Source organism: Bacillus sp. V59.32b (genome assembly GCF_003429085.1).
Lineage (GTDB): Bacteria > Bacillota > Bacilli > Bacillales > DSM-1321 > Peribacillus.
On record NZ_QVTC01000007.1, the window covers coordinates 115,890 to 138,337 of the forward strand.

General features: G+C 38.7%; 22 protein-coding genes and 1 riboswitch. Of the genes, 19 read left to right on the forward strand and 3 right to left on the reverse strand.

The window, feature by feature from the left end; translation table 11 throughout:
* The first annotated feature begins 83 nt into the window (after positions 1–83).
* Both D0463_RS02185 and D0463_RS02190 read left to right on the forward strand, forming a co-directional pair.
* A complete protein-coding gene (locus tag D0463_RS02185) occupies positions 84–1,064 on the forward strand; it encodes a 2-hydroxyacid dehydrogenase (RefSeq protein ID WP_117304573.1) in 981 nt (326 codons plus the stop codon).
* A gap of 198 nt (positions 1,065–1,262) precedes the next feature.
* Positions 1,263–2,291: a serine hydrolase domain-containing protein gene (locus tag D0463_RS02190; RefSeq protein ID WP_483295709.1), complete on the forward strand. Its 1,029-nt coding sequence runs from the start codon at positions 1,263–1,265 to the stop codon at positions 2,289–2,291.
* Between the two features lie 209 nt (positions 2,292–2,500).
* On the opposite strand, the gene D0463_RS02195 is transcribed toward D0463_RS02190, so the two are convergent.
* Entirely contained in the window at positions 2,501–2,950 is a 450-nt protein-coding gene (locus D0463_RS02195; protein WP_254052692.1) for a YndM family protein, read from the reverse strand.
* A gap of 228 nt (positions 2,951–3,178) precedes the next feature.
* On the opposite strand from D0463_RS02195, the gene D0463_RS02200 reads away from it, so the two are divergent.
* The 5 genes from D0463_RS02200 (at position 3,179) to D0463_RS02220 (ending at position 10,087) form a co-directional block, all read left to right on the forward strand.
* Entirely contained in the window at positions 3,179–6,199 is a 3,021-nt protein-coding gene (locus tag D0463_RS02200) for a PAS domain S-box protein (protein WP_160118347.1), read from the forward strand.
* Between the two features lie 186 nt (positions 6,200–6,385).
* A complete protein-coding gene (locus tag D0463_RS02205) occupies positions 6,386–6,994 on the forward strand; it encodes an FMN-dependent NADH-azoreductase (protein ID WP_254052693.1) in 609 nt (202 codons plus the stop codon).
* A gap of 328 nt (positions 6,995–7,322) precedes the next feature.
* Entirely contained in the window at positions 7,323–8,345 is a 1,023-nt protein-coding gene (locus tag D0463_RS02210) for an NADH:flavin oxidoreductase/NADH oxidase (RefSeq protein WP_117304582.1), read from the forward strand.
* Between the two features lie 176 nt (positions 8,346–8,521).
* Positions 8,522–9,139 carry an NUDIX hydrolase gene (locus D0463_RS02215; protein ID WP_117304584.1) on the forward strand — a complete coding sequence of 206 codons (618 nt, stop codon included), beginning with the start codon at positions 8,522–8,524 and terminating at the stop codon, positions 9,137–9,139.
* A 117-nt stretch (positions 9,140–9,256) separates the two neighbouring features.
* The gene (locus D0463_RS02220) at positions 9,257–10,087 is read left to right on the forward strand and encodes an STAS domain-containing protein (RefSeq protein ID WP_117304586.1); all 831 of its coding nucleotides are present in this window, start codon (positions 9,257–9,259) and stop codon (positions 10,085–10,087) included.
* A gap of 118 nt (positions 10,088–10,205) precedes the next feature.
* Here D0463_RS02220 and D0463_RS20345 read toward each other — a convergent pair whose 3' ends face one another.
* Positions 10,206–10,301 (reverse strand): YjcZ family sporulation protein, encoded by a 96-nt coding sequence (locus tag D0463_RS20345; RefSeq protein ID WP_117304588.1) that lies wholly within the window; start codon positions 10,299–10,301, stop codon positions 10,206–10,208.
* Between the two features lie 163 nt (positions 10,302–10,464).
* Here D0463_RS20345 and D0463_RS19270 point away from each other — a divergent pair, with 163 nt between their 5' ends.
* From D0463_RS19270 to D0463_RS02265, 9 genes are all read left to right on the forward strand, one after another.
* On the forward strand, positions 10,465–10,629 hold the full coding sequence (locus D0463_RS19270) for a type 1 glutamine amidotransferase family protein (RefSeq protein WP_160118348.1): 165 nt from the start codon (positions 10,465–10,467) through the stop codon (positions 10,627–10,629).
* 1 nt (position 10,630) lies between these two features.
* Positions 10,631–10,798, forward strand: coding sequence for a hypothetical protein (locus D0463_RS19275; protein WP_160118349.1), 168 nt, complete (start codon positions 10,631–10,633; stop codon positions 10,796–10,798).
* 202 nt (positions 10,799–11,000) lie between these two features.
* Entirely contained in the window at positions 11,001–11,639 is a 639-nt protein-coding gene (locus tag D0463_RS02235) for a hypothetical protein (protein ID WP_117304592.1), read from the forward strand.
* 197 nt (positions 11,640–11,836) lie between these two features.
* A riboswitch (glycine riboswitch) is annotated at positions 11,837–11,913 on the forward strand.
* 92 nt (positions 11,914–12,005) lie between these two features.
* Complete coding sequence (locus tag D0463_RS02240; RefSeq protein ID WP_117304594.1) at positions 12,006–12,275, forward strand: ACT domain-containing protein; 270 nt, start codon at positions 12,006–12,008, stop codon at positions 12,273–12,275.
* 15 nt (positions 12,276–12,290) lie between these two features.
* On the forward strand, positions 12,291–13,652 hold the full coding sequence (locus D0463_RS02245) for a PFL family protein (protein ID WP_117304595.1): 1,362 nt from the start codon (positions 12,291–12,293) through the stop codon (positions 13,650–13,652).
* A 520-nt stretch (positions 13,653–14,172) separates the two neighbouring features.
* The gene (locus tag D0463_RS02250; RefSeq protein WP_117304597.1) at positions 14,173–14,391 is read left to right on the forward strand and encodes a TIGR04104 family putative zinc finger protein; all 219 of its coding nucleotides are present in this window, start codon (positions 14,173–14,175) and stop codon (positions 14,389–14,391) included.
* A gap of 174 nt (positions 14,392–14,565) precedes the next feature.
* Positions 14,566–15,615, forward strand: coding sequence for an ArsR/SmtB family transcription factor (locus D0463_RS02255; RefSeq protein WP_117304599.1), 1,050 nt, complete (start codon positions 14,566–14,568; stop codon positions 15,613–15,615).
* Positions 15,616–16,833: an MFS transporter gene (locus D0463_RS02260; protein ID WP_117304601.1), complete on the forward strand. Its 1,218-nt coding sequence runs from the start codon at positions 15,616–15,618 to the stop codon at positions 16,831–16,833.
* A gap of 150 nt (positions 16,834–16,983) precedes the next feature.
* Positions 16,984–17,370, forward strand: a complete 387-nt coding sequence (locus D0463_RS02265) for a GNAT family N-acetyltransferase (RefSeq protein WP_254052694.1) — start codon at positions 16,984–16,986, stop codon at positions 17,368–17,370.
* A gap of 106 nt (positions 17,371–17,476) precedes the next feature.
* Here D0463_RS02265 and D0463_RS02270 read toward each other — a convergent pair whose 3' ends face one another.
* Positions 17,477–18,547 carry a DctP family TRAP transporter solute-binding subunit gene (locus D0463_RS02270; RefSeq protein WP_117304603.1) on the reverse strand — a complete coding sequence of 357 codons (1,071 nt, stop codon included), beginning with the start codon at positions 18,545–18,547 and terminating at the stop codon, positions 17,477–17,479.
* Between the two features lie 87 nt (positions 18,548–18,634).
* On the opposite strand from D0463_RS02270, the gene D0463_RS02275 reads away from it, so the two are divergent.
* The 3 genes from D0463_RS02275 (at position 18,635) to dctP (ending at position 22,337) form a co-directional block, all read left to right on the forward strand.
* Complete coding sequence (locus D0463_RS02275; RefSeq protein ID WP_117304605.1) at positions 18,635–20,236, forward strand: ATP-binding protein; 1,602 nt, start codon at positions 18,635–18,637, stop codon at positions 20,234–20,236.
* Entirely contained in the window at positions 20,226–20,924 is a 699-nt protein-coding gene (locus D0463_RS02280; protein ID WP_117304607.1) for a response regulator, read from the forward strand. Before D0463_RS02275 ends, D0463_RS02280 begins: the two co-directional genes overlap by 11 nt.
* A gap of 111 nt (positions 20,925–21,035) precedes the next feature.
* Complete coding sequence (gene dctP, locus D0463_RS02285; RefSeq protein ID WP_117304609.1) at positions 21,036–22,337, forward strand: C4-dicarboxylate transporter DctP; 1,302 nt, start codon at positions 21,036–21,038, stop codon at positions 22,335–22,337.
* The last annotated feature ends 111 nt before the right edge of the window (positions 22,338–22,448 follow it).

The following is a 22,448-nucleotide window of genomic DNA, read 5'->3' on the forward strand; positions in this document are numbered from 1 at the left end:
GCAGTCCAAAATATGTTCTTGAGAGAAAAGGGTTGTGAAGTCTTAAGAAATTCAACGTCTTTCATAAACAGTGGGGGAAGTAAATGAAACCAAAAGTGTATATTACAAGAAAAATTCCTGAACCGTTCGTAAAGCAAATCAGCGAGATCTGTGACGTCCGAATGTGGCAAGAAGAAGAAACGCCCGTACCGTATGAAATCTTGGAAGAAGAAATAAAGGATGTTGATGGTTTGCTCAGTTTGCTAACCGAAACGATTGATGATTCCTTGATTAAAAAAGCCAAAAATCTTAAGATTATCGCTAATATGGCTGTAGGCTACAATAATATAGATGTAAAAAGCGCGACAGATCATGGCATCATGGTCACGAATACTCCAGGTGTATTAACCGAGACGACAGCTGATCTGACCTTCGCCCTCTTAATGGCAACCGCCCGCCGCCTGGTAGAGGCTTCCGATTATTTAAGAAAAGGGGAATGGAAAACTTGGTCGCCCATGCAGATGACCGGCCAAGACATTTATGGAGCCACTTTAGGCATTATCGGATTAGGCAGGATTGGAGAGGCATTGGTAAAAAGGGCTAAGGGTTTTGATATGGATGTTCTTTACTTTAACCGAAGCAGAAAATATGAACAAGAGAATGAATTAGGCATAATATATAGCTCGCTTGAAAACCTGTTAAAAGTCTCCGATTTTGTATGTATTATGGTTCCGTATAGTCCGGAGACTCAAAATTTAATTGACGCTGAACAGCTTTCTTTGATGAAGGAGACGGCGGTGCTGATTAATACGGCAAGGGGCGGGATTGTTAATGAAATTGCATTATATGAAGCCTTAAAAAACAAGAAAATTTGGGGAGCAGGTTTAGATGTCTTTGAAAATGAGCCTGTCTCTTTAGATCATCCGCTTCTGACCTTGCAGAATGTCGTAACCCTTCCGCATATCGGGAGCGCCAGTATAGCGACAAGAATGAAAATGGCGGACCTTGCTGTAACGAATTTGATTGCTGGTTTGCAGGATGGAAAGCCTAAAAATCTGGTAAATGATATCGGGGTTAAGAACTAGATATACTAATAAACGTATTTAAACAACCGCTGGGCATTATTTAGCGGTTGTTATTATTTTACAAATTCAGAATCTATCAGGCCCTTGAATTTTTGATATTTACAAGAAAAATTACGATAACTCATCATATATTTGGAAATACATGCTAATATATAATATGTTAATGACCAGTTCAGTCGTAATGGAGGGGGAATGAAAGTGCCTGAACTTCAAGTTGATCACATTATAAAAGAAACGGCAAATCGAATCGGTTTTTCAGGTGTGATAGCAGTGAAAGCCAAAAATGAAATAATCTTCCATTCAGCTTATGGCTATGCCAACAGAGCAGAAGAAATTTTGAATACAACGGATACCCGTTTCGGCATTGCGTCGGGTTGTAAGCTGTTCACAGCCATAGCAATTTGCCAATTAGTTGAAAAAGAAACGATTTCTTTTGAGACGAAGATCAAGGACTGTCTAGATATTGATTTTCCTCATTTTGATGAAGACATAACTGTACATCATTTGTTAACTCATACTTCTGGAATTGCAGACTATTTTGATGAAGACGAAATGGATGATTTTGAAGAACTCTGGAAGGAAAGACCGATGTACTTATTGCAGAAACCATTAGATTTTCTGCCGATGATTCAATATAATAAGATGAAATTCTCACCCGGGGAAAAATTCCATTATAATAATGCAGGGTTTATTTTACTTGGGTTAATCATTGAACAGGTAACGGGCGAACGTTTTACTGATTATGTAGAACGTAAGATTTTCAGACTTTGCAATATGCAGGTGTCCGGATATTTTTCAATGGATAATCTTCCAAAGAATACGGCTTATGGCTATATCGAGAATGAACATGAAGGAACGTGGCGAACGAATGTTTATAGCATTCCGATTAAAGGCGGAGCGGATGGCGGGGCATACATAACAGCATCAGATATGCTGAAACTATGGGAAGGGTTACTTTCCAATAAGTTATTAAATTTTGAGTATACACAAATACTTTTGAAACCTCATATTTGTGTAAAAGATGAGCAGTTCTATGGGTACGGCATATGGGTCAAGAAACGAAACAATGATATTTTCAAGTACCATGTGATGGGATATGATCCAGGTGTTAGCTTCAATTCCTCTTTCTACCCTGGTTCTGAAACCGTACTCGTAGTAACGTCAAATAAAGGTGAAGGCCCTTTCGAAATGATGAGTGCGATAGAAAACAGTCTGATTACAGATTAATTATAGTTGGACTTGAGACTTATAACTGGATTATGAGATATATGATCGAAATCTAAAATATATGACCGATACTGGATATATCACCAAAAGTCGAGAAATATCAACGAAATCGGTGATATATCATCGGAATCTTAGATATATCACCGAGATCTTAGCTGACAAATGAATTCTACCAGAAACGATGCTGTCTTAATCCAGCCGCTGATGATTCAGCGGTTGTTTTCTTTATCCCGCACGTCCTGATCTTCAGCAAATTCTGTCCCATAAGCCAGTTTTCGGTTAAGGGTGCCTTGCTGTCTTTCGTTCGCTGCAATTTCCGATGAATCGCTGAGCAAATAACGATGCACAAAAACTTCCACAGCCGTAATCAAGGTTGCTGATATAATGCTTCCCCAGGCGATTTGCAAATAGTTATCGAGAAGGATAGCCCCGAAGATCCACACGCTCACATAGATTAAAAGAAAATCAATTGCAGTCGCTGCTCTCTGTCCGAAATGCGGCAATACGATTCGGTCTCCAACTATATAAGAAACAATAGTGGCGAAAAGACTAAAGGAAAGGATATCCAGAAAAGTCGCATCAAAGAAAAGATCCAAGCCAATCGCGAAAGAAATTACACAGGTTATAAATTTTACAAATAATGCGGTTGCATATTTCAAGATCAGAACCTCCATTTTTCTATCTAGTTTGCATCAAAACATGATTTATAAACTTTAATGCCCAAATATCTTGATAAAGAAATGTGAAACTTTTCTAGAGGATTAGCAGTCCCATTATTATTTCTACCATTATTTCTCACTATTAAAAATTTTTATAACTGTTTATAAAAGGAAATGGAGCAATGTTGTCGAAATTCTTAAAGATAATCTAATAAGGGGCTAATGCGTATGCGATCCATAAATATTATTGATGAAATGGACCTGTTATTGTTAGAGCATATCCCTGCAGTAACAGCTGCTATAAATGAAATCGGTGAAATTATCTACTTAAATAAAAAGGCTATTGACTTCTTTGCTATAAAAAACATGGATGATCAAGGATTTCCTTTTGTCAACGAAGCGGACGAGGAATATCTCCTCACAACCATTCGAAATGAAAAAGAGACAGAAAAAAATTCAAAAGAAATTCAAATCAATATAAACGGCGAGATGAAGTGGGTAACTTTTCAGCATTCTGTAATTAAGCTAAAACAACATGACAATTGCTATCTACTTACTTTCTTTGACATTACGGCTTATAAAAAAACTGATTCGTTCTTGAACATAAAGAAAAAAATCACAAGAATGATTGTAAAGGGTGCGTCCTTGCCATACGTTTTAAATAAGCTGTCTATCTTCGTTGAAGAACTGTTGCATAAGGAGTTCCATACCGGGGTTTTGTTCCTGGATAAGTCGAAAGAGCATTTGCATGTTGCCGCTTCTCCCACACTCCCGCAGGCATTTATTAATCGTATTAATGGAATTAAGGTGTCACCCACTCTCGGTTCATGCGGGCCCGCGATTATTAAGAAAAAGATGGTCGTTTGTTCAGACGTTACAACCGATCCAAATTGGGAAGAGTTTAAGGATGTAGCACTTGAGATTGGTATCCGCTCGTCCTGGTCTTTTCCAATCATATTGGATAATGTGGTGATTGGGGCATTTACGATGTATCATTCTAAATCATATTCTCCAACAGAGTTTGAGGAAAAAGTGTTAGAGATGTGTTCCTATTTAATTGGACTTGCGGCGGAAAGGGATAAAGGCAGAAAGGCTGTCGAATCCTATGCTGAACAATCGCTGCTGACCCTGGCTAATTCGATACAGGATATTGTAATATTCAAAGATCGAAAAGGAAATTGGATAGAAACGAACGATTCACTCAAAGAGATTTTGAAGGTTGATAAAAATTGTCATGCTGGTAAAAATGATGAGGAGATCATGGATGTTTTTCCTGAAAATGAATCATTTTTTCATGAAATTAAAACATTGACCGATAATACGCTTGAACATAATCAACCGTGCCAAAAAGAGGTTACGATTGCGGATCAGGGAAGTAAGCGAATTTATGACATTAAGACAGCCATATTACAAGATACAAAAGGTGTTTTGCTTATCGGCAGAGACGTTACCGAAAAGACAAGAATCAATGATGAGTTAGTAATTACTAAAATGGAACTGGAAAACACATTAAAACTCCAAAAAGCAATCATCTGCAAGTTTGTGAAAAGCGGGAATACGTTTAAGATTACAATGGCAAAAGGAGACGGGTTGCGTAACATTGATCTGAATGAAAACAAAATACTTGGAAGGACCCTGGAAGAGGTATACCCACCGGACCAGTTAACACAAAAATTGGAGTACCTTGAAAGGGCATGGAGCGGTGAAGAACTGCTATATGAGGATCAATTATTTGGCAATTATTTTCTTTCATCCCTTAAACCAATATACAAGAATAAGAAGACTAAAGAAATCATCATGACAGCGATGGATATTACCGGCTTTAAAACGATGGAACAAAAGCTTAAAGAGAGTGAGAGGCGTTACCATTCGCTTCTGAAAAACAGCCCGGATGCGATTTACTATGAAAATACGGATGGCGTAGTAATAGAAGCCAACAAGGCCGTTGAAAAAATCACTGGTTACAAAGTAAAAGAAATCCTAAACCGACCTTATCAGGATTTTATCGATGCTGATTATTACGACCATTCGACTTTTTATTTCAGACAAGTGCTTGATGGAGTTCCCCAGCGCTATGAATCCGCTCTTATAACTAAATCCGGTGAGAAATCTTACGTCTCAGTGACATCGATTCCCGTTTTTGAAAACAAAAATGTGGTCGGCGTATTCGGTATGGCAAAAGATATCACCCACGAAAAAAAGATAGTCGAAAAACTGAGAAATACGAAAGAACAATTAGAATCATTTATCGAGAACACATCTGATTCGATTATCATCATGGATTTAAATGGTACGATTTTAAGTGTCAACAAGGCATTTGAAAAAATGTTTGGCTGGAGTAAATCAGAAGTCAAAGGCAAGGATATTGAAATCATCCAACGTGATCGAAAGCATGAATTTAACAAATATATTCAAACTATTACTCAAGGGCTCAGTTTAAGTGATTGGGAAACAATCCGCTACCATAAGCTCGGACATGCCCTTGATATCAGTCTGTCAGTTGGCCCGATTCGAGACAAACAGGGAAATATTATTGCCCTCTCATCAATTATCAGAGACATTACTGACCGAAAGAAAACGGAAGATCTCTTGCGGACAGCAGAACAGCTAGCCGTGATTGGTCAGCTCGCCGCAGGGGTTGCGCACGAAATCCGGAATCCATTGACATCTCTCAACGGGTTTCTCCAGCTTATTAATGAAATGATCGATAAAAAAGAGTACATTCATGTCATGCGAGACGAATTAAAACGAATTGAATTCATTACGAGTGAATTCTTATCGCTTGCGAAACCTCATGTGAAGGTATTTCAAAAAAAAGACATCTCACAAATCGTGGATGGCGTCGTGAAAATCGCAGAGATACAAGGGGTGCTAAAGAATGTGGTCATCTATGCCGAACTTGAGGCGAACTTACCACTCATTGAATGCGATGAAAATCAGCTTAAACAAGTATTCCTGAATATCTTAAAAAATGCGATTGAATCAATGGAAGACGGTGGAGAAATATCCATTACGGCAAGACAAATAAACGGGTTTGTTCATATTGATTTCACAGATAACGGCTGTGGGATTCCTAAGGAAAGAATCAAGCGTATAGGTGAACCCTTTTACAGTACCAAAGAAAAAGGAACGGGACTCGGAATGATGATCAGCAAAAAAATCATTAACGAACATAAAGGACAATTATTGATTGATAGCAGGGAAGGTATAGGGACAACGATTTCTATTCTATTGCCGATCATTTCATAGTAGAGTAAAAAGCCGATTCGTTTAGGATCGGCTTTTTAGATTTATTAAATAGATTAAGTTTTATGTTAAATATTTCACAAAGTATTTACATTTATTTAACAAATAAAATAATTATTCATCTATAATAAAAGTGTGAGATATTCCATTATTTTCTGAAAGGATGAGACCAAATGGCCAAAGTATTATATGTCAAAGCAAATCCGAAGGCTGATGAATATTCCTATTCTTCAAGACTGGCGAACGCCCTTCTTAGAGGAATATCAGAAGCACCATCCAGAAGATGAAATTGTAAAGCTGGATCTCTATAAAGCGGAAATTCCGTTCCTCGATGTGGATGTCTTCAGCGCGTGGGGTAATTTTGCTTCCCATGATGAATTGACAGAGATAGAGAAATCGAAAGCTCAGCATATGGACCAGTTGACAACTCAATTTTTGGAAGCTGACAGAGTAATATTTTCAGCGCCATTTTGGAATCTTAGCTATCCTCCCATGCTGAGGGCTTATATCGATACGATTTGCATTGCCGGTAAAACCTTCGAATATACAGAAAAGGGGCCGGTCGGACTCGTGCCGGACAAGCCAGTACTTTTAATAGAAGCAAGAGGCGGTATTTATTCGAAGGGCCCCGGCGCAGAAATGGAAAATTCCCAAAGGTACTTGAAGACGATCATGAACTTCATGGGAATACAGAACTTCACACCATTCATTATTGAGGGACTGCATCTTGATCCGACCAAAGCTGAAGATATTTATCAGGAAGCTGAGGAAAGAGTGAAAAAATTGGCAATCAATTAAGGTGTGAACAGAGAAAATTTTATGAACGATATTATAATAATATTATGTTAACTGAATAGTGAGAACCATTAAGAATTCACTAATAACTGACATGATGAAAATGGAGCATGAATGACAGTGTCACATAAATAAGATCAAACCGATTTTCCCTTTGAAAAAGGAAAGTCGGTTTTTTATTGATTCAGGATTTTAGAAGGGGGTGTTCAGTATGAGAAGAGGACTTTTGAAGTCGTGTCAGTTGACTAATAAACAGTACTGGGTGTAATAATGTGTAATATCCCTTTTAATCGACTTAGGGAATCCTAAAATGAAGTGAAAGGAAGTTATTATGCCTACATTATTAGATCCGTTTGAAATTAAAGGACTGCACTTAAAAAATCGAGTTGTTATGCCTCCGATGTGCCAGTATTCGGTTGAGGCGAAGGATGGCAAGCCAAATGACTGGCACTATACTCATTATACGAGCCGGGCTGTCGGCGGGACCGGTTTAATCATTATCGAAATGACAGATGTGGAGCCTGACGGACGGATTACTGACTATGATCTTGGCCTTTGGTCGGACGATCATATTCCGGCATTCAAAAGAATTATTGAATCATGCCAAAGCTATGGAGCGAAGGTTGGGATTCAAATTGCCCACGCCGGCCGGAAAGCAGAAGATGCTGAAGTACCAGTATCTTCGTCAGCCATCCAATTCTCCGATCAATACAAAAAACCACGGGAGTTGACTACTGAAGAAGTCAAGGAGATGGTGGGCAAGTATGAAGCTGCTTTTAAACGGGCGGTTCAAGCCGGAGTTGACACGATTGAGATCCATGCGGCCCATGGTTATTTAATTCAACAATTCCAGTCCCCTTTAACCAATAAGCGCGACGATGTCTATGGTGAAGACAGAAGCCGTTTCGGTGTTGAGATTATCGAAGCTGCACGACGCGTTATGCCCGAATCTATGCCGCTGATCATGAGAATTTCTGCAGTAGAGTACGCGGATGGCGGCTATGATTTGGATTACTCGATTGAGCTTGCGAAGCGTTATAAGGAAGCAGGCGTTGACATGTTCCATGTATCTTCCGGTGGGGAAGGAACGAAAGGCCCGGCATCTGCTGGTCCGGCTTATCAGCTCGATTTTGCCAAAGCTGTTAGAGAAGCGGTTGACATTCCGACCATTGCTGTTGGCAGGATGGAAGATTATCAATTGAGTGATGAAGCGATTCGCGAAGGAAAAGCCGATCTCGTTGCAGTAGGCAGAGGAATGCTGCGGAATCCTTTCTGGGCGAATGAAGCGTCGATAACCTTAGGCGGAGAACCTCTCACACCAAAGCAATATGAGAGAGGCTATGGGCTTCGATAATCAAATCGGAAAATATACTTCCTTACTTGTCAAAAAGACTATGGTAAAATGTAATAAGTACTGTAAAAAAGCTAGCATTAAATGCTGGCTTTTTTATTATAAAAGGTTTTCATTTAAGTGTTACAGGTTAAATAGTATTCATTAAAGCTTTTGATGCGATATTTGAGGTGAGACATTTGGAGTTAAAACAGATTTTACATAAATTAAAACACCATACGCCAACTATATTGGGCAGCCGGAGCTTTTCAAAGTACGCTGTCCTATTGCCGCTCATTCAAAAAGAAGATGGTATCCATGTCCTTTTTGAAGTCCGTTCACTTGAACTAAGGAGACAGCCTGGCGAAATCTGTTTTCCGGGAGGCAGAATTGACTCAGTAGACACTGATGAAAAAGAAGCTGCGATTCGGGAAACAATCGAGGAATTGGGAATAACAAGGGACAATATTACCGGTGTACTTCCTATCGACTATCTGATTTCCCCGTTTGGCATGATCGTTTATCCGTATGTTGGGTTTATTGACTGTCCTGACAGCATCGAGCCGAATCCCGCGGAAGTCGGGGAGACTTTCACGGTACCGCTCTCGTATTTTTTAAACAACGAACCAGAAGTTTATCACGTTAAATTTAATGCGGAACCGGAGGAGAACTTTCCGTTTAATCTATTAGTAGGCGGAGAGAATTATAATTGGCAGGCCAGGCAAATGGATGAGTTTTTTTATGTATATGAGAACAGAGTGATTTGGGGACTAACAGCAAGGATTCTTAGCCACTTTATTGAAATTTTGAAGGATTGATGAATTATAATCTTTTCATTATAGGGAAGAGTTCCATTCTAAGTAAGCGTATGAAAGAATTGCGATGTTATCCTGAATTAATTATATTACCTAAAAAGGTATACGGGGGGAATAGATTTGCAGTCTGCACAAACTTTAGGCAAGCAAATTGTAGAGCAACAGTTAGAGTTATCGCAGAAAATTAGTGTCCGCTTGAGTCAAAAATATAATAATTTCCTTCAAGAAAGCAACTTAGAGGACGAGACTATCGTCCATTGGCGGGCGAAATTAATCGGCTATATTGGAAGTGCATTAATTTCTTTCCATACTGATGATGTTTGGAGTGACGTGACAGACTGGGCAGTTCAAACGGGGAGAGGAGCCGTTCAGTATGGTGTGGCAATCGATGAATTGCTAAGCACCAATAAAGTATACCGCAGTATCATTTGGGAATTCCTCCAAGAGAACCTGGATAGAGACATCACCACTATTGAATCGATTTTGAAGATTAACAACATCATTGATACGATCATGGACCAGACCGCATATGTTTTCAGTGTTTCTTTTGTGGAGCACCACAAAAAAACACTCGGAATAGCCAGGAAAGCATTTATGGAGGTTTCTACTCCGGTTGTTGCTTTATCGGATGAAATCGCCATCCTTCCATTGATCGGTGAATTAGATACAGACCGGGCAACCATCTTAATAGAAACTTCATTAGAAAGATGCGCTGCGCTCGGAAATACTGAGTTAATTATTGACTTATCGGGTGTGCCGATGATTGATACCATGGTAGCATCTGAATTATTCCGAGTCGCAAACGCTCTTACCTTGCTTGGAGTTCGACCCACTTTCACAGGGCTACGTCCCGAAATTGCCCAAGCCGTCGTGAACCTTGGCATTGACTTTAAAAAGATTCAAATCATGAGCAGCTTAAAACAGGCTATCGCCATAATCAATAAGATGTAACGACTAAACAGTCAGCATATTTGCTGGCTGTTTTATTATGAGAAAGGTTAATCTTGTGGTAAGTTCAAAACAAAAGCGCCTATAAGAAAAGACGCTTTTCGATCATTTATGAAAGATTTCACAAGGTCGCGAAACAAATGATTCCAATAATAATGAGCAAAATAAATAAAACAATAATCAATAAAAAACCGGAGTCAATTCCTCCTTCGCCCATGCTGCAATACACCTCCTTGAAACAGGGGTAATGTAGTGTATGTTTATCGGAAGCACTTGTATAGGATGAATTATCCAGATCGTATAAAAAATCCATTAACCTTCGGAACCTATAATTTTAGTTTTCAGACTAGGAATGATCACAGGTTCTGAAGATGGCTAGGTTGAAGTTACCCATACATACATTCCTGACAGCAGACTCTGTACAGTTTGATGGCGTTTATATCGCGGGCGGCCAAGAGAACGCGGAAAACTTACAGTTACAAAAGGCAGCAACATATATCATGAAGGAAGCCTTCAGTCACTATAAAACGATTGCAGCTGCTTAATGTGGGTGTAAATTTACTTGCTTCTGCAGGAATTCAGAATCCTCATCAGACGGGAACTAAGCTATACCAGGGGATTATTCTTGCGAAAAACGAAGAAGAAATGAATTCCTTCGGCGGAAATTTTATCGCGACCATTGCTAGTCACCGTCATTGGGAAAAGCAAATATAATAAAAACTAATAAGTTTACGAAAAGTGCTCTGGATAAAAATCAGGGTACTTTTTGCATTTAATTTGTTTCCTGTTGCATAAATTGTTTTGTAATCGTAATTTTTCAAACGTATAATTGGTAATGGAAGGAAGAATTATATTGGTTGTCGTCATATCTTCCTGGGAATTGTTAGATTCAACGCCTTAGAGAAGGGAAAGAATCATGGTTGAGTTTATTCTGGAATATAAATGGGCATTTTTTATAATCGGTGAGATTCTTTTTTGGATGAGCATAACAGGATTTTTGTTGTTACGATATTTAATCGGTCTTGATAAATTGAGTAAGTATTTTATCTTCATTTGGTTGTTTAGTGATGCATGGCTATTATTCATCGGTATTTTAGATTACACTCATACCGGAAAATTTGATACATTTCAATTGATTATTATCGTGTTTCTGATTTATGCACTTACGTTCGGTAAAAATGATTTTAAAAAATTAGATCGATTTATAAAGAGAAACGTGAGGAAATGGAAGGGAGAAGAGCCAGAAGCAGAAGAGCGGGATGAAAAACTATACGGTATGTCGTATTTTATAAAGGAACTAAAAGGCTTAGCCATCCATTTAGTAGTTTACACGGTGGTTCTTATTATACTCGCTTTTTTACTAGATCTGCGCGATTATGAACATATAGTCATATCAGGAGATTTTAATAAAACTGTAGAAAATATTATCGAAAAAGGCTTTTTTACAAATCCTGCTGTTGGTAAGGCAACTGGAATATGGACACTTGTTCTTTTGATAGATACAATTATTACATTTTCTTATCTTGTTTTTCCCAAAAAAGAAAGAGCAAAATAATTAATCTAAAAGTGTCTATAGGAAACACATCATTATCAAACTGCTGAAGACATCGAACGGCTCGTGCTTCAGAATTGTTCCATTGTAGTAGACATTAGGACGAAGAATGATTGATTGACCTTGTCGTCACCAATTGTTATAATCGATTTATTATTCTTACATAGCAAGCGATGAACGTTATGGGTAACACTATAACGGGAGCAGCTTCTGGAGAGACCGTGGAATGCGGCGCCGAAGGATTCACAATCTCAGGCAAAAGGACAGAAGAGTAACTTATGGACATATTATAGGTTATTCTATTTCTTTTCGAGATTGGAGCTATTCCAATCTTTTTTTATTTTCTAAAACATTCGAGGAGATGGATTGATGAGACGTGCAGTCGTAAGTGTTGTTGGAAAAGATCAGGTGGGCATTATCGCCAAGGTGACCACGGTTTTATCGGATAACGAAATCAATATATTGGATATCAGCCAGACGATTTTACAGGATTTTTTTACCATGATGATGATTGTCGATGTAACAGAGATTGAAAATCTTGATAGCTTGCAAGAAAAGTTAGGAATTACAGGGGAAGAACTGTCTTTAAAAATAAACATCCAGCTTGAAGAAATTTTTCAGGCGATGCATCGCGTCTAAACAGGAGGATGAAACATGACAATCGCACTTGATGAAATGATGGAAACGATACGGATGATCGAGATGGAGAACTTGGATATCCGCACGGTAACCATGGGGATTAGCCTGCATGACTGCGCAGATTCCGATTTCGAAAAACTGAATAGGAAGGTATATGACAAAATCGTAAACTATGCCGGCAGGTTAAAGGGAGTCGCGGAAGATGTTGAAAAGGAATACGGAATACCAATCATAAATAAACGGATTTCGATTACACCTGTCGCTGACATACTTGGAAATGCAACGAAAGCACAGGCAATCGAACTGGCTAAAACGTTGGATAGAGCAGCGATTGAGCTTGGTATCGATTTTATCGGTGGATATTCCGCTCTCGTACATAAAGGAATTACTAAAGGAGAACAAACCTTGCTTGATGCTTTGCCGGAAGCGTTGAGCGTTACGGAAAGAGTATGTGCATCCGTTTCTGTCGCTACGACAAGAAGCGGTATTAATATGGATGCTGTCCGCCAAATGGGCTTGATCATCAAAGAAGCGGCTGAAAGGACAAAAGACCAAAATGGAATGGCGTGCGCCAAGCTTGTTGTCTTTTGTAATCCTGTAGAAGACAATCCCTTTATGGCGGGTGCTTTTCATGGAGCCGGTGAAGGAGAGGTTGTCCTGAATGTCGGAGTAAGCGGGCCAGGTGTTGTCTTAAGCGCCCTTAAGCGCCATCCCGAGGCTGATCTTGGTGAAGTGTCAGATGTGATTAAAAAAACGGCTTTTAAAATCACTCGTGCAGGTGAATTAATTGGACGGATTGTAGCAGAGCGCCTTGATGTTCCATTCGGAATTATGGACTTATCACTGGCCCCGACGAATGCAATGAATGACAGTGTTGCTGAAATCCTCGAGGAAATCGGGCTCGAACGGGTTGGAACACATGGCACGATTGCTGCGCTTGCACTGATGAATGATGCCGTGAAAAAGGGCGGGGCGATGGCAAGTTCATATGTGGGTGGATTGAGCGGGGCATTTATTCCCGTTAGTGAAGACAATGGAATGATTCGTGGTATTATGGATAATTCCCTGACTTTGCCTAAACTGGAAGCCATGACATGCGTCTGCTCAGTCGGACTTGATATGATTGCCTTAACTGGAGATGTTACTCCGGCTACTTTATCAGCCCTTATTGCAGATGAAGCAGCCATCGGGATGATTAACAAGAAGACAACAGCCGTTCGGGTTATTCCGGTTCCTGGAAAAGAAGAAGGAGAGATGGTCGAGTTTGGAGGCTTGCTTGGCCGTGCACCGGTAATGGGTGTAAATCCGTATAGCTCGGAAAAAATGATTCGACGCGGCGGGAGGATTCCGGCTCCGTTGCAAGCGTTGATTAATTAAAATTTTAATGATATCTAGCTTTCGAAATGGACTTACCTAATATGGTGAGTCTATTTTGCGTTATACTTTATTAAAGGCTCTTATGCAGAGCGGCTCAACGAGTAGAAATTCGTACGAACGAGCACAAATTCAGATAATCGAGCACAAATCCAAATAATCGAGCACAAATCCAAATAATCGAGCAGAAATCGAAATAATCGAGCACAAATTCAGATAATCGAGCAGAAATCCAAATAATCGAGCACAAATTCAGATAATCGAGCACAAATCCAGATAATCGAGCACAAATCCAAATAATCAAGCAGAAATCGAAATATCGTGGGTGATATAAACTGGAAGTGTAAGGATAGATTTAATTTCACTCAAAATACGGCAAAGTCTGTTTGCTATTATAAATTGGCAATGGAAATGATCCCATCGCAGCAATATAAGCTAGGAATTCTTAGTTGTTATTCTAATACATATTGAAACTTGTATCTTATTAATAACGTATCAGTAGTAAAGAAGAAAGGGGAGAGCTATGGCACAATGTAATAATTGTAACTATAAATGGAAAGCCAAAGAAATTTTGTCTCTCGGATTTTCAAAAAGCGGAAAAAAATGTCCCCACTGTGAAAAGAAACAATATATCTCTTCTGAAACACAGCGAATATTCTTTTTAGGATATATAAGTCTTGTTTTTATTATAATTTTCCCTTTGATTATAAAGTTGAGCGATAAAGAAGGATCACTATGGTGACTATAGAGCGAAACATTGAAAGAGATTACACATTTGGGTAGTCTCTTTTATTTTATTTCTAAGCAAAATATGTTCGATAAATTTAGTATAATAAGTTCTAAAAATGTTGAATAAAATTTTCTGAAGGTTTAAACTAATATTTAATAATCCAATATACTGGAGGACAACCTCACATTGAATCTACTAAATACGTCTTATAAACCTAACTCATACGGTCTTGAAATAAAACATTCGATCTTATTTGAATGCACATTAGGGATTGCCATGATCACTTACCCAAAGCTTCATGAAAAATTAGAAAAGCCTAAGCAAAGTCTAGATGTCCTTAGAAATAGCGTCTCAGAAAAACTGGAGGCAGAACTACAATACTGCCAGGAGCATAATACATGGAAAATGCTGCTTCAATTGCTTCATGTCCAAGACTTTGAAAGCATACATAGCTTTGTGGATAATATCAACGGTCTTGACGACCAAACGTTTATCTATCATGTTCTCCCTTTTTTAGATGAATCTCAGCAGAAAAACCGTATGTTAGCTTCAAAAGGAGACAAGCGTGCAGCAGAAGAAATGATTCTAGCTTCTAAAGGACATCAATACTTCCCGCAAATGATTCACTTTATCTCTGAAATCGAACCAGCCCTATTAAAAAAGCATCTTGTTCATTTAATGACAGGCTGGTATAACGAGATTTTGCTAGAGGAAAAGCAAGAAACGGAAGAGATATTAAAGCGTGATTACGAAACAAAAATAAATAAAAGGGCTACCATTAGCAATCAAGAATTAGTTCAGCTTGCAACAGGGATTGAATACAAGCCGGAATCGAATATCGCCAAAGTTATTTTGGTTCCTCAAATCAGCTACCGGCCATGGACCATCGAGGCTAACTTAGAGGGCACGAAGATATTTTATTATCCGGTTAGTAACGAAAGCTTCAGCGACCATGTTGATATAAATCAGCCTCCGCCAGACTTAGTACAGCTTTATAAGGCATTAGGTGACGAAAAGAGATTAACAATCATGAGATATTTGTCTCAAAGAGAAAGAACTTTAAAAGAGTTAACTGAGCTATTGGACATCGGAAAGACTACCGTCCACCATCACTTAACGATGTTACGGACCGCCCATATCGTTGGAGTGAAGGGCTCGGTATATTCAATAAAAATGGAATCAATACGTAAACATGAACAAAAATTAATGGAATACTTGGAGCGGAGTGAGGACTAAGTGGATTCGAAGAAAGTGATGGATAATGATAGTCATTTATTGTTACTAAATCAGTTGTTTTCTACATTCGCAAGTACAACTGGAACATTCATTCTATCCTGGATGGTTTATGATCTTACCGGTTCCAAAACGGCAATGGGCGGCCTTTGGTTAGTTAATATTTTTGGCCAGATGATCGTTCAATTTCTGGCTGGCCCCGTTATTGATCGCTGGAAAAGAACAACGATGATGCAGCTTTCTGAGTGGATTCGATTTTTTTCTTACTCCATTGTTTTACTATTATTTTTTCTTGGTGAGACAAGGGTAGAAATCCTGTATGCAGTGTCATTTTTAACTTCTATCGTTGTGTATGATTCTGCTGCAAATGCATTAATTCCAAAAATAGTAGATAAAGATAAGTTAGTAAAAGTGAATGCAAGGATTTCGGGGCTTGTTCAACTGATCAGATTAGTCGCATTGCCAATCGCGGGCATTATGATCTCTACATGGGGACAGCGAGCTTCATTGATGATGATTGTCGCTTTATTCTTCATGTCGATTCTGATGATTAGGTACATAAATGAACCAGCAATTAACGCAGGGAAAAAACAAACGTGGTCCTCACAATTTAAAAAAGGGATCCACATATACAAGCAGCATACCATTCTTTTATATCTCGGATTATTTATCACAACGACGAGCTTTGGTGTTTTTGCGACACAGGCCATGTACATCCCATATGTAAAAGAAATTTTAGGTGGTTCTTCTTTTGAATTCGGTCTGTTTTCCGCTGCTTTCCCATTTGGTTATATCATTGGTACATATATTGTAGGAAAACTGAATGAACCCAAAAAATATTTATATCATACGATGGTTGCCGCTTTATTTATTGGCGGATTAACATACATTTCTCTGGGATTTACAACGAACTTAGGAGTTGCTTTGTTAATAGAAACGCTGGCAGGTATCACGATGCCCTTTTGGAATGTTTATAGCACAACATTATATCAGCGTTTAGTTCCAGAATCTTTGTTGGGGCAAGTATTTTCCGTTCGGTTTCTATTGACGAAAATTGTTACACCACTGGGCATTCTTTACGGCACTTTTTGTGCGACTGTCTTTAGCATACCGGCGTTATTCTTCTCTGTTGGAATAATCATTTGCCTAGTGTCAGGAATCGGGCTCATGTTTATGTCGACATTTATAGCAAAATCAAGCATGATAACGATCGATCGATGACGCAATTACTGCAAAAGTGTGATAACATCACTGTTAATATAATCTGCGTTTACCAATAGGAAGTGAGGAAATCACCGTGAACATTAGCCAGACCACTGATTATGAAATGATTGCTAAATTAAATAAACCGCTCCAAGATTTACATACAAAATGGTTCCTCACGCTTTTAAGGAATCTGATTTTAAAACAATCAAGGAAACCTTTAAAAACCTCGTAAACAATGAAGCTTTTATTTTTCTGCTTTTAGAGGATCATCAAAAAGCCATAGGATATGCTTGGATTGAGATGAGAAATTATCCGGAAAATGCTTTTCGAAAACTATATAAGTCGGTTTTTGTCCATCAGATTAGTTTAGTAGAAACGGAAAGAAAAAAAGGGTATGGCACAAAATTAATGGATCATATTGATAAAATCGCGAAATGCAATGATATAGACTTAATAGAATTAAATTATTGGATTAATAATGATATTGCAAAAGCCTTCTATAAAAAACACGGCTATTCAAAACATAGAGAGTTTGTCTATAAAAATTTATAAACAAAGGTCTGTATGGTGAGGCTTTGTATTTATTCACCATATAGCAATCTCTGTAAATAATAGAATTTAAGCGCAAAAGAGATAACTAATAGAATAGATTGGTTCATTAATCAATTTTTTCAACTTCATACTTTGCTCTTAATTCCTTTAAATCCTCAACGATTTGCTCGCCAATCTTAGTGGCAAGCTCCTCATAAACCGGGTACATTTCCTGCTTCCATTCCATTTCTTGTGCCTTGGTTAATTCATGGATTTCAATTGAAGAGTTTTGTTTGATTAGCCTGAGTTGGTCATCATTCATTTTGATAGAATGACTGTTGTTCCATTCGGTCGTCTCCGCCATTGCTTCTTGGATAATGGTCTTCGTTTTCTCGCTTTGCTTATCCCAGGTTTTCTGATCCATCATGACGGCATAGCCTAGATAGCCGTGATTGGTCATTGTCAAATGCTTTTGCACGTTATAAAATCTTTTAGAGTAGATATTTGAAATCGTGTTTTCTTCGCCAATTACTTTGCCTTCTTCCAGCAATTGATAGGTTGAGTTGAATGATTCCTGAAGGGCCTTAACATGCAATTTTTCGAATTGGGCTTGGATGATATCGCTTTGCATAATACGAAAGGACTGACCTTTTATATCTTCAGGCTCATAAATAGGTCCTTTGTTTGAAGTGATTTGTTTAAATCCATTTGACCAATGGGCAAGACCCTTAATCCTATCCTTTTGTAAAGAGTCGAGCAATTGTTCGCCGATTGGCCCATTGAGGCCTTCTTGGACAGCTTCGTGATTTGGAAAAGCATATGGTAGATCCAGCACGCCCCACTCAGGGGAAAGCATGCCCAGCTTTGAAGTAGAAGGGGCTATAAATTGAACTTGTCCTTCCTGCAAGGCATTGATTTCTTCTATATCAGAATAGAGACTGCCATTCGGAAAGACCTCTATCTTTATGGTTCCATTTGATTTTTCATAGACGAGTTCTGCAAATTTGTTCGCTGCCAGCCCTTTCGGTGTATTTTCAGCGACCACATGACTAAATTTAAAAACAATCTGGTCTCCCAGGCCTTCCTGATCGTCGTCATATGTAAGTTCCGTTTTCGGTATTAGATAGTGGTAGCCAACAAATATAGCGATAGAAAGCCCAACGCCTAAAAGGAGCATAAAAGTGTGTTTGTTTTTCATACGTTGCCTCCTCTTGAATGGTTATAGTAAGCATACTTAGAAGGATTCTGTTCGTAAAGATGATTTTCTAAAAAAGAGGAGACAACAATGAAACAATTGCCTATCAGATGGAAAATTATGGTCTTGTCTTATGTGGTAGTCGTCTTTTCTTTATTAATCGGCGGAACCGTTATTATAGCGAATATTCAAGATAAAGAGGAAAGAGAATTAAAAATCCGTTCGATGAATACGGCACGAACCGTCGCAGAACTATCCGATGTGCAGAAGGCTGTCCAGGAACGAAACGGCTGGAATATCGTCAATCCAATCGTCGAAGAATTAAGGATTATTAATGAAGCAGATTATATCGTTGTCATGAACATGGAGCGCATTCGTTATTCACATCCCGTAAAAGAACTGCTTGGAAAACCGTCACAAGGAGACGATGAAGAACCTGCGTTCGCGGAGCATATTTATTTTTCTAACGCTCAAGGAGAGATTGGTACCGTTATTCGCGCATTTATTCCGATTAAAGATCAAGATTTAAATCAGATCGGTGTTGTCGTTGTCGGTAACAAAGTGCCAACGTTTCTGGAAATCATGGATGATCTAAAGGGAGAAATCCTGCTTATTGTTATTTTAACATTGATATTCGGTTTAATCGGCTCATTGATGCTTGCCAATCATATAAAAAAACAGATGTTTCACCTCGAGCCTTTTGAAATAAAGCGAATGTTTGAAGAAAGGACCGCAACCTTTCATTCGATTAATGAGGGAGTTATTGCGATTGATAATCATGATATCATCACGATATTCAATGAGAAAGCGAAGAAGATTTTTAATGTGAATGGAGATTTTGTCGGACAACCGATTCGCTCTGTTCTTAAGGATACAAGGCTTCCTGAAATAGTTGAAAAAAATCAGGCGGTATATAATGAAGAAATAAAAGTGAGCGGCAAAGTGATATTAAGTAATCGTATTCCAATTCAGAAAGATAATGAATTAATTGGTGCTGTGGCCATCTTCCAGGATCGGACAGAATTTGCAAAGCTGGCGGAAGAGTTAACAGGGGTAAAAAACTTTGTAGATGCACTCAGGGTGCAAAACCATGAACATATGAACAAGCTTCATACAATTGCCGGTTTAATTCAATTGGGAAAATCAGAAAAAGCGCTTCAGCTTGCTTTTAATGTGTCAGAAGAGCTGGAAAGTCTAACAAACTCGTTAAATAAAAAAATTAAAAATGATGCTGTTGCCGGTCTTCTTTTAAGCAAAGTAAGACGGGGAAAAGAATTGGGTATTCAGGTAGTACTTGATGAAAATAGCCATCTTGCGGCCTTTCCTAATCAATTGGACCAACATGATTTTGTCGTATTACTAGGCAATCTCATTGAAAATGCTTTTGGATCGTATGAACAAACAGATATTGAGAATAGAAGAATTGATATCAGTATTGAACAGTCGGAGGACTTATGTGCGATATTGATAGAAGATAACGGCAGTGGTATTAAAGAAGAATATCTTCCAAGATTATATGATAAAGGGTTTACAATGAACAAATCTGATGGGACAGGTTACGGGTTATTTTTAGTCAAACAAATTGTCGAAAAAGGCAGGGGTGAAATCCAGGTCTCGTCAGAACAAGGGAAAGGGACTTCTTTTATCATTACTTTACCGATGGAAGCGGAGGAGAGATTGAATGGCAGCTAAAGAGGAAATCAAGGTATTGCTGATCGAAGATGATCCAATGGTCCAGGAAGTTAATAAAGAATTTATTACCAGCGTAGAAGGATTTCAGGTAGTGGCGATTGCAAGTAACGGTGAAGAAGGAATTACTCTTGTTCGACAACTGAATCCGGATTTGGTGGTTTTAGATATTTTTATGCCTAAGAAGGATGGTATTAAGACACTACAGGAGTTGAGAAAGCAAAAACTCGAATCGGATGTGATTGTGGTATCCGCTGCTAAAGACACGGAAACGATTAAGCTTATGCTTCAAAATGGAGCTGTGGATTATATCATCAAACCTTTTAAACTGGAAAGGATCCAACAGGCTTTGGAGAAATATCGTCAATACAGAAAAAAATTGCAGGAATCTGCGGTGCTTTCACAAGAACAGCTTGATTTATTGCTCTATACGGAGCAATCCCAGAAAACAACAGATAGCCTTCCGAAAGGGTTAAATGAATTCACTCTGAACGAAATTACCGTCTATTTAAAAAAAGAACGCACGCCTTATTCCGCAGAAGAAGTAGCGGCTGCGATCGGCATTGCGAGAGTGACTGCGCGGCGTTATTTGGATTTTCTCGAAAAGGCAGGCGTTATCAGCCTTGCTGTTCAATATGGAGGGGTAGGAAGACCGATAAATCGGTACGTATACACTGATATAAAAAAATAAAGACCAAAATGAACAAAATATCCGATATGACCATAAACTTCTCACTTTTATTTGAAAGCGTTATCATTTCTATAAATAATAGAATGGCTTCAATTAGAAGGAGGAGAACATATGAAGGCAAAAAAGTTACTTACAAATTTAACCTTTCAGGTATTAATGGCGATTTTGATCGGTGTGTTGGTTGGACTTATTTGGCCAAATATCGGTAAAGAAATGAAGCCGATCGGCGATACGTTTATAAACGCTGTAAAAATGGTTATTGCTCCGATTATTTTTTTAACGATTGTACTTGGCATCGCCAAAATGGGTGATATGAAAAAAGTTGGCAAAGTGGGCGGCAAAGCTTTCATTTATTTTGAAGTTGTCACAACATTGGCACTCGTTATCGGGCTGGTTGTTGTTAACATTATTAAGCCAGGTGCCGGGCTTAACTACGACGAACTGGAAAAAGGCGATGTGTCGCAATATACGCAAAATGGCGGAGAGGGAATTAATTGGGTCGAGTTTGTCACTCATATCGTTCCTTCCAATATGGTTGATGCATTTGCCAAAGGTGATATTTTACAAGTATTGTTCTTCTCGATTCTATTTGGTGTCGGGCTTGCAGCTCTTGGTGAAAAAGGAAAATCGATTATCGATTTCCTGGATAAATTGTCCCTTGTATTCTTTAAAATCATCGGATATGTTATGAAGGCTGCTCCAATTGGCGCATTCGCGGCGATGGCTTATACAATAGGTCATTTCGGGCTTTCTTCATTAGTACCGCTAGGGAAATTGATGATATCCGTGTATGTAACCATGTTTTTATTCATCTTTGTCGTATTGAATATCATTTGTAAAATGTATGGCTTTAGCTTATGGAATTATTTAAAGTTCATCAAGGACGAAATACTTATCGTACTTGGAACGAGTTCTTCAGAGTCTGTTCTACCTAGAATGATGGACAAGATGGAACGTTATGGCGCTTCAAAATCTGTTGTCGGACTTGTCATCCCAACTGGTTACTCTTTTAACCTGGATGGTACATCCATCTATCTTTCCATGGCCGTTGTATTCCTTGCACAGGTATTTGGTGTCGATCTTTCAATCGGACAGCAAATTACAATCATCCTTGTGCTGATGCTCACTTCCAAAGGGGCGGCAGGTGTTACAGGTAGTGGATTTATTGTTCTTGCTTCAACGTTGGCTGCCTTGCAGGTTATTCCGCTGGAAGGATTAGCGTTACTTCTCGGTGTGGATCGCTTCATGAGTGAAGGCAGGGCCATCGTGAATCTGATCGGAAACGGAATCGCTACAATCGTAGTTGCAAAGAGTGAAAACGAATTTGATGAAACAAAAAGTACGGAAGCCATTTCGGAAATGAAGATTAGGAAGAAATCGGCTCAAGCCGTAATGAATACGACCCTGAAATAGAATCGTGGGTATGAAAAAGAAGGTGCGGAAATTATCGCACCTTCTTTTCATTTTGGCTCTATAATATTTGTTGGGGTCTAGACACAACTTCTGTCGATACATTAAAAGACA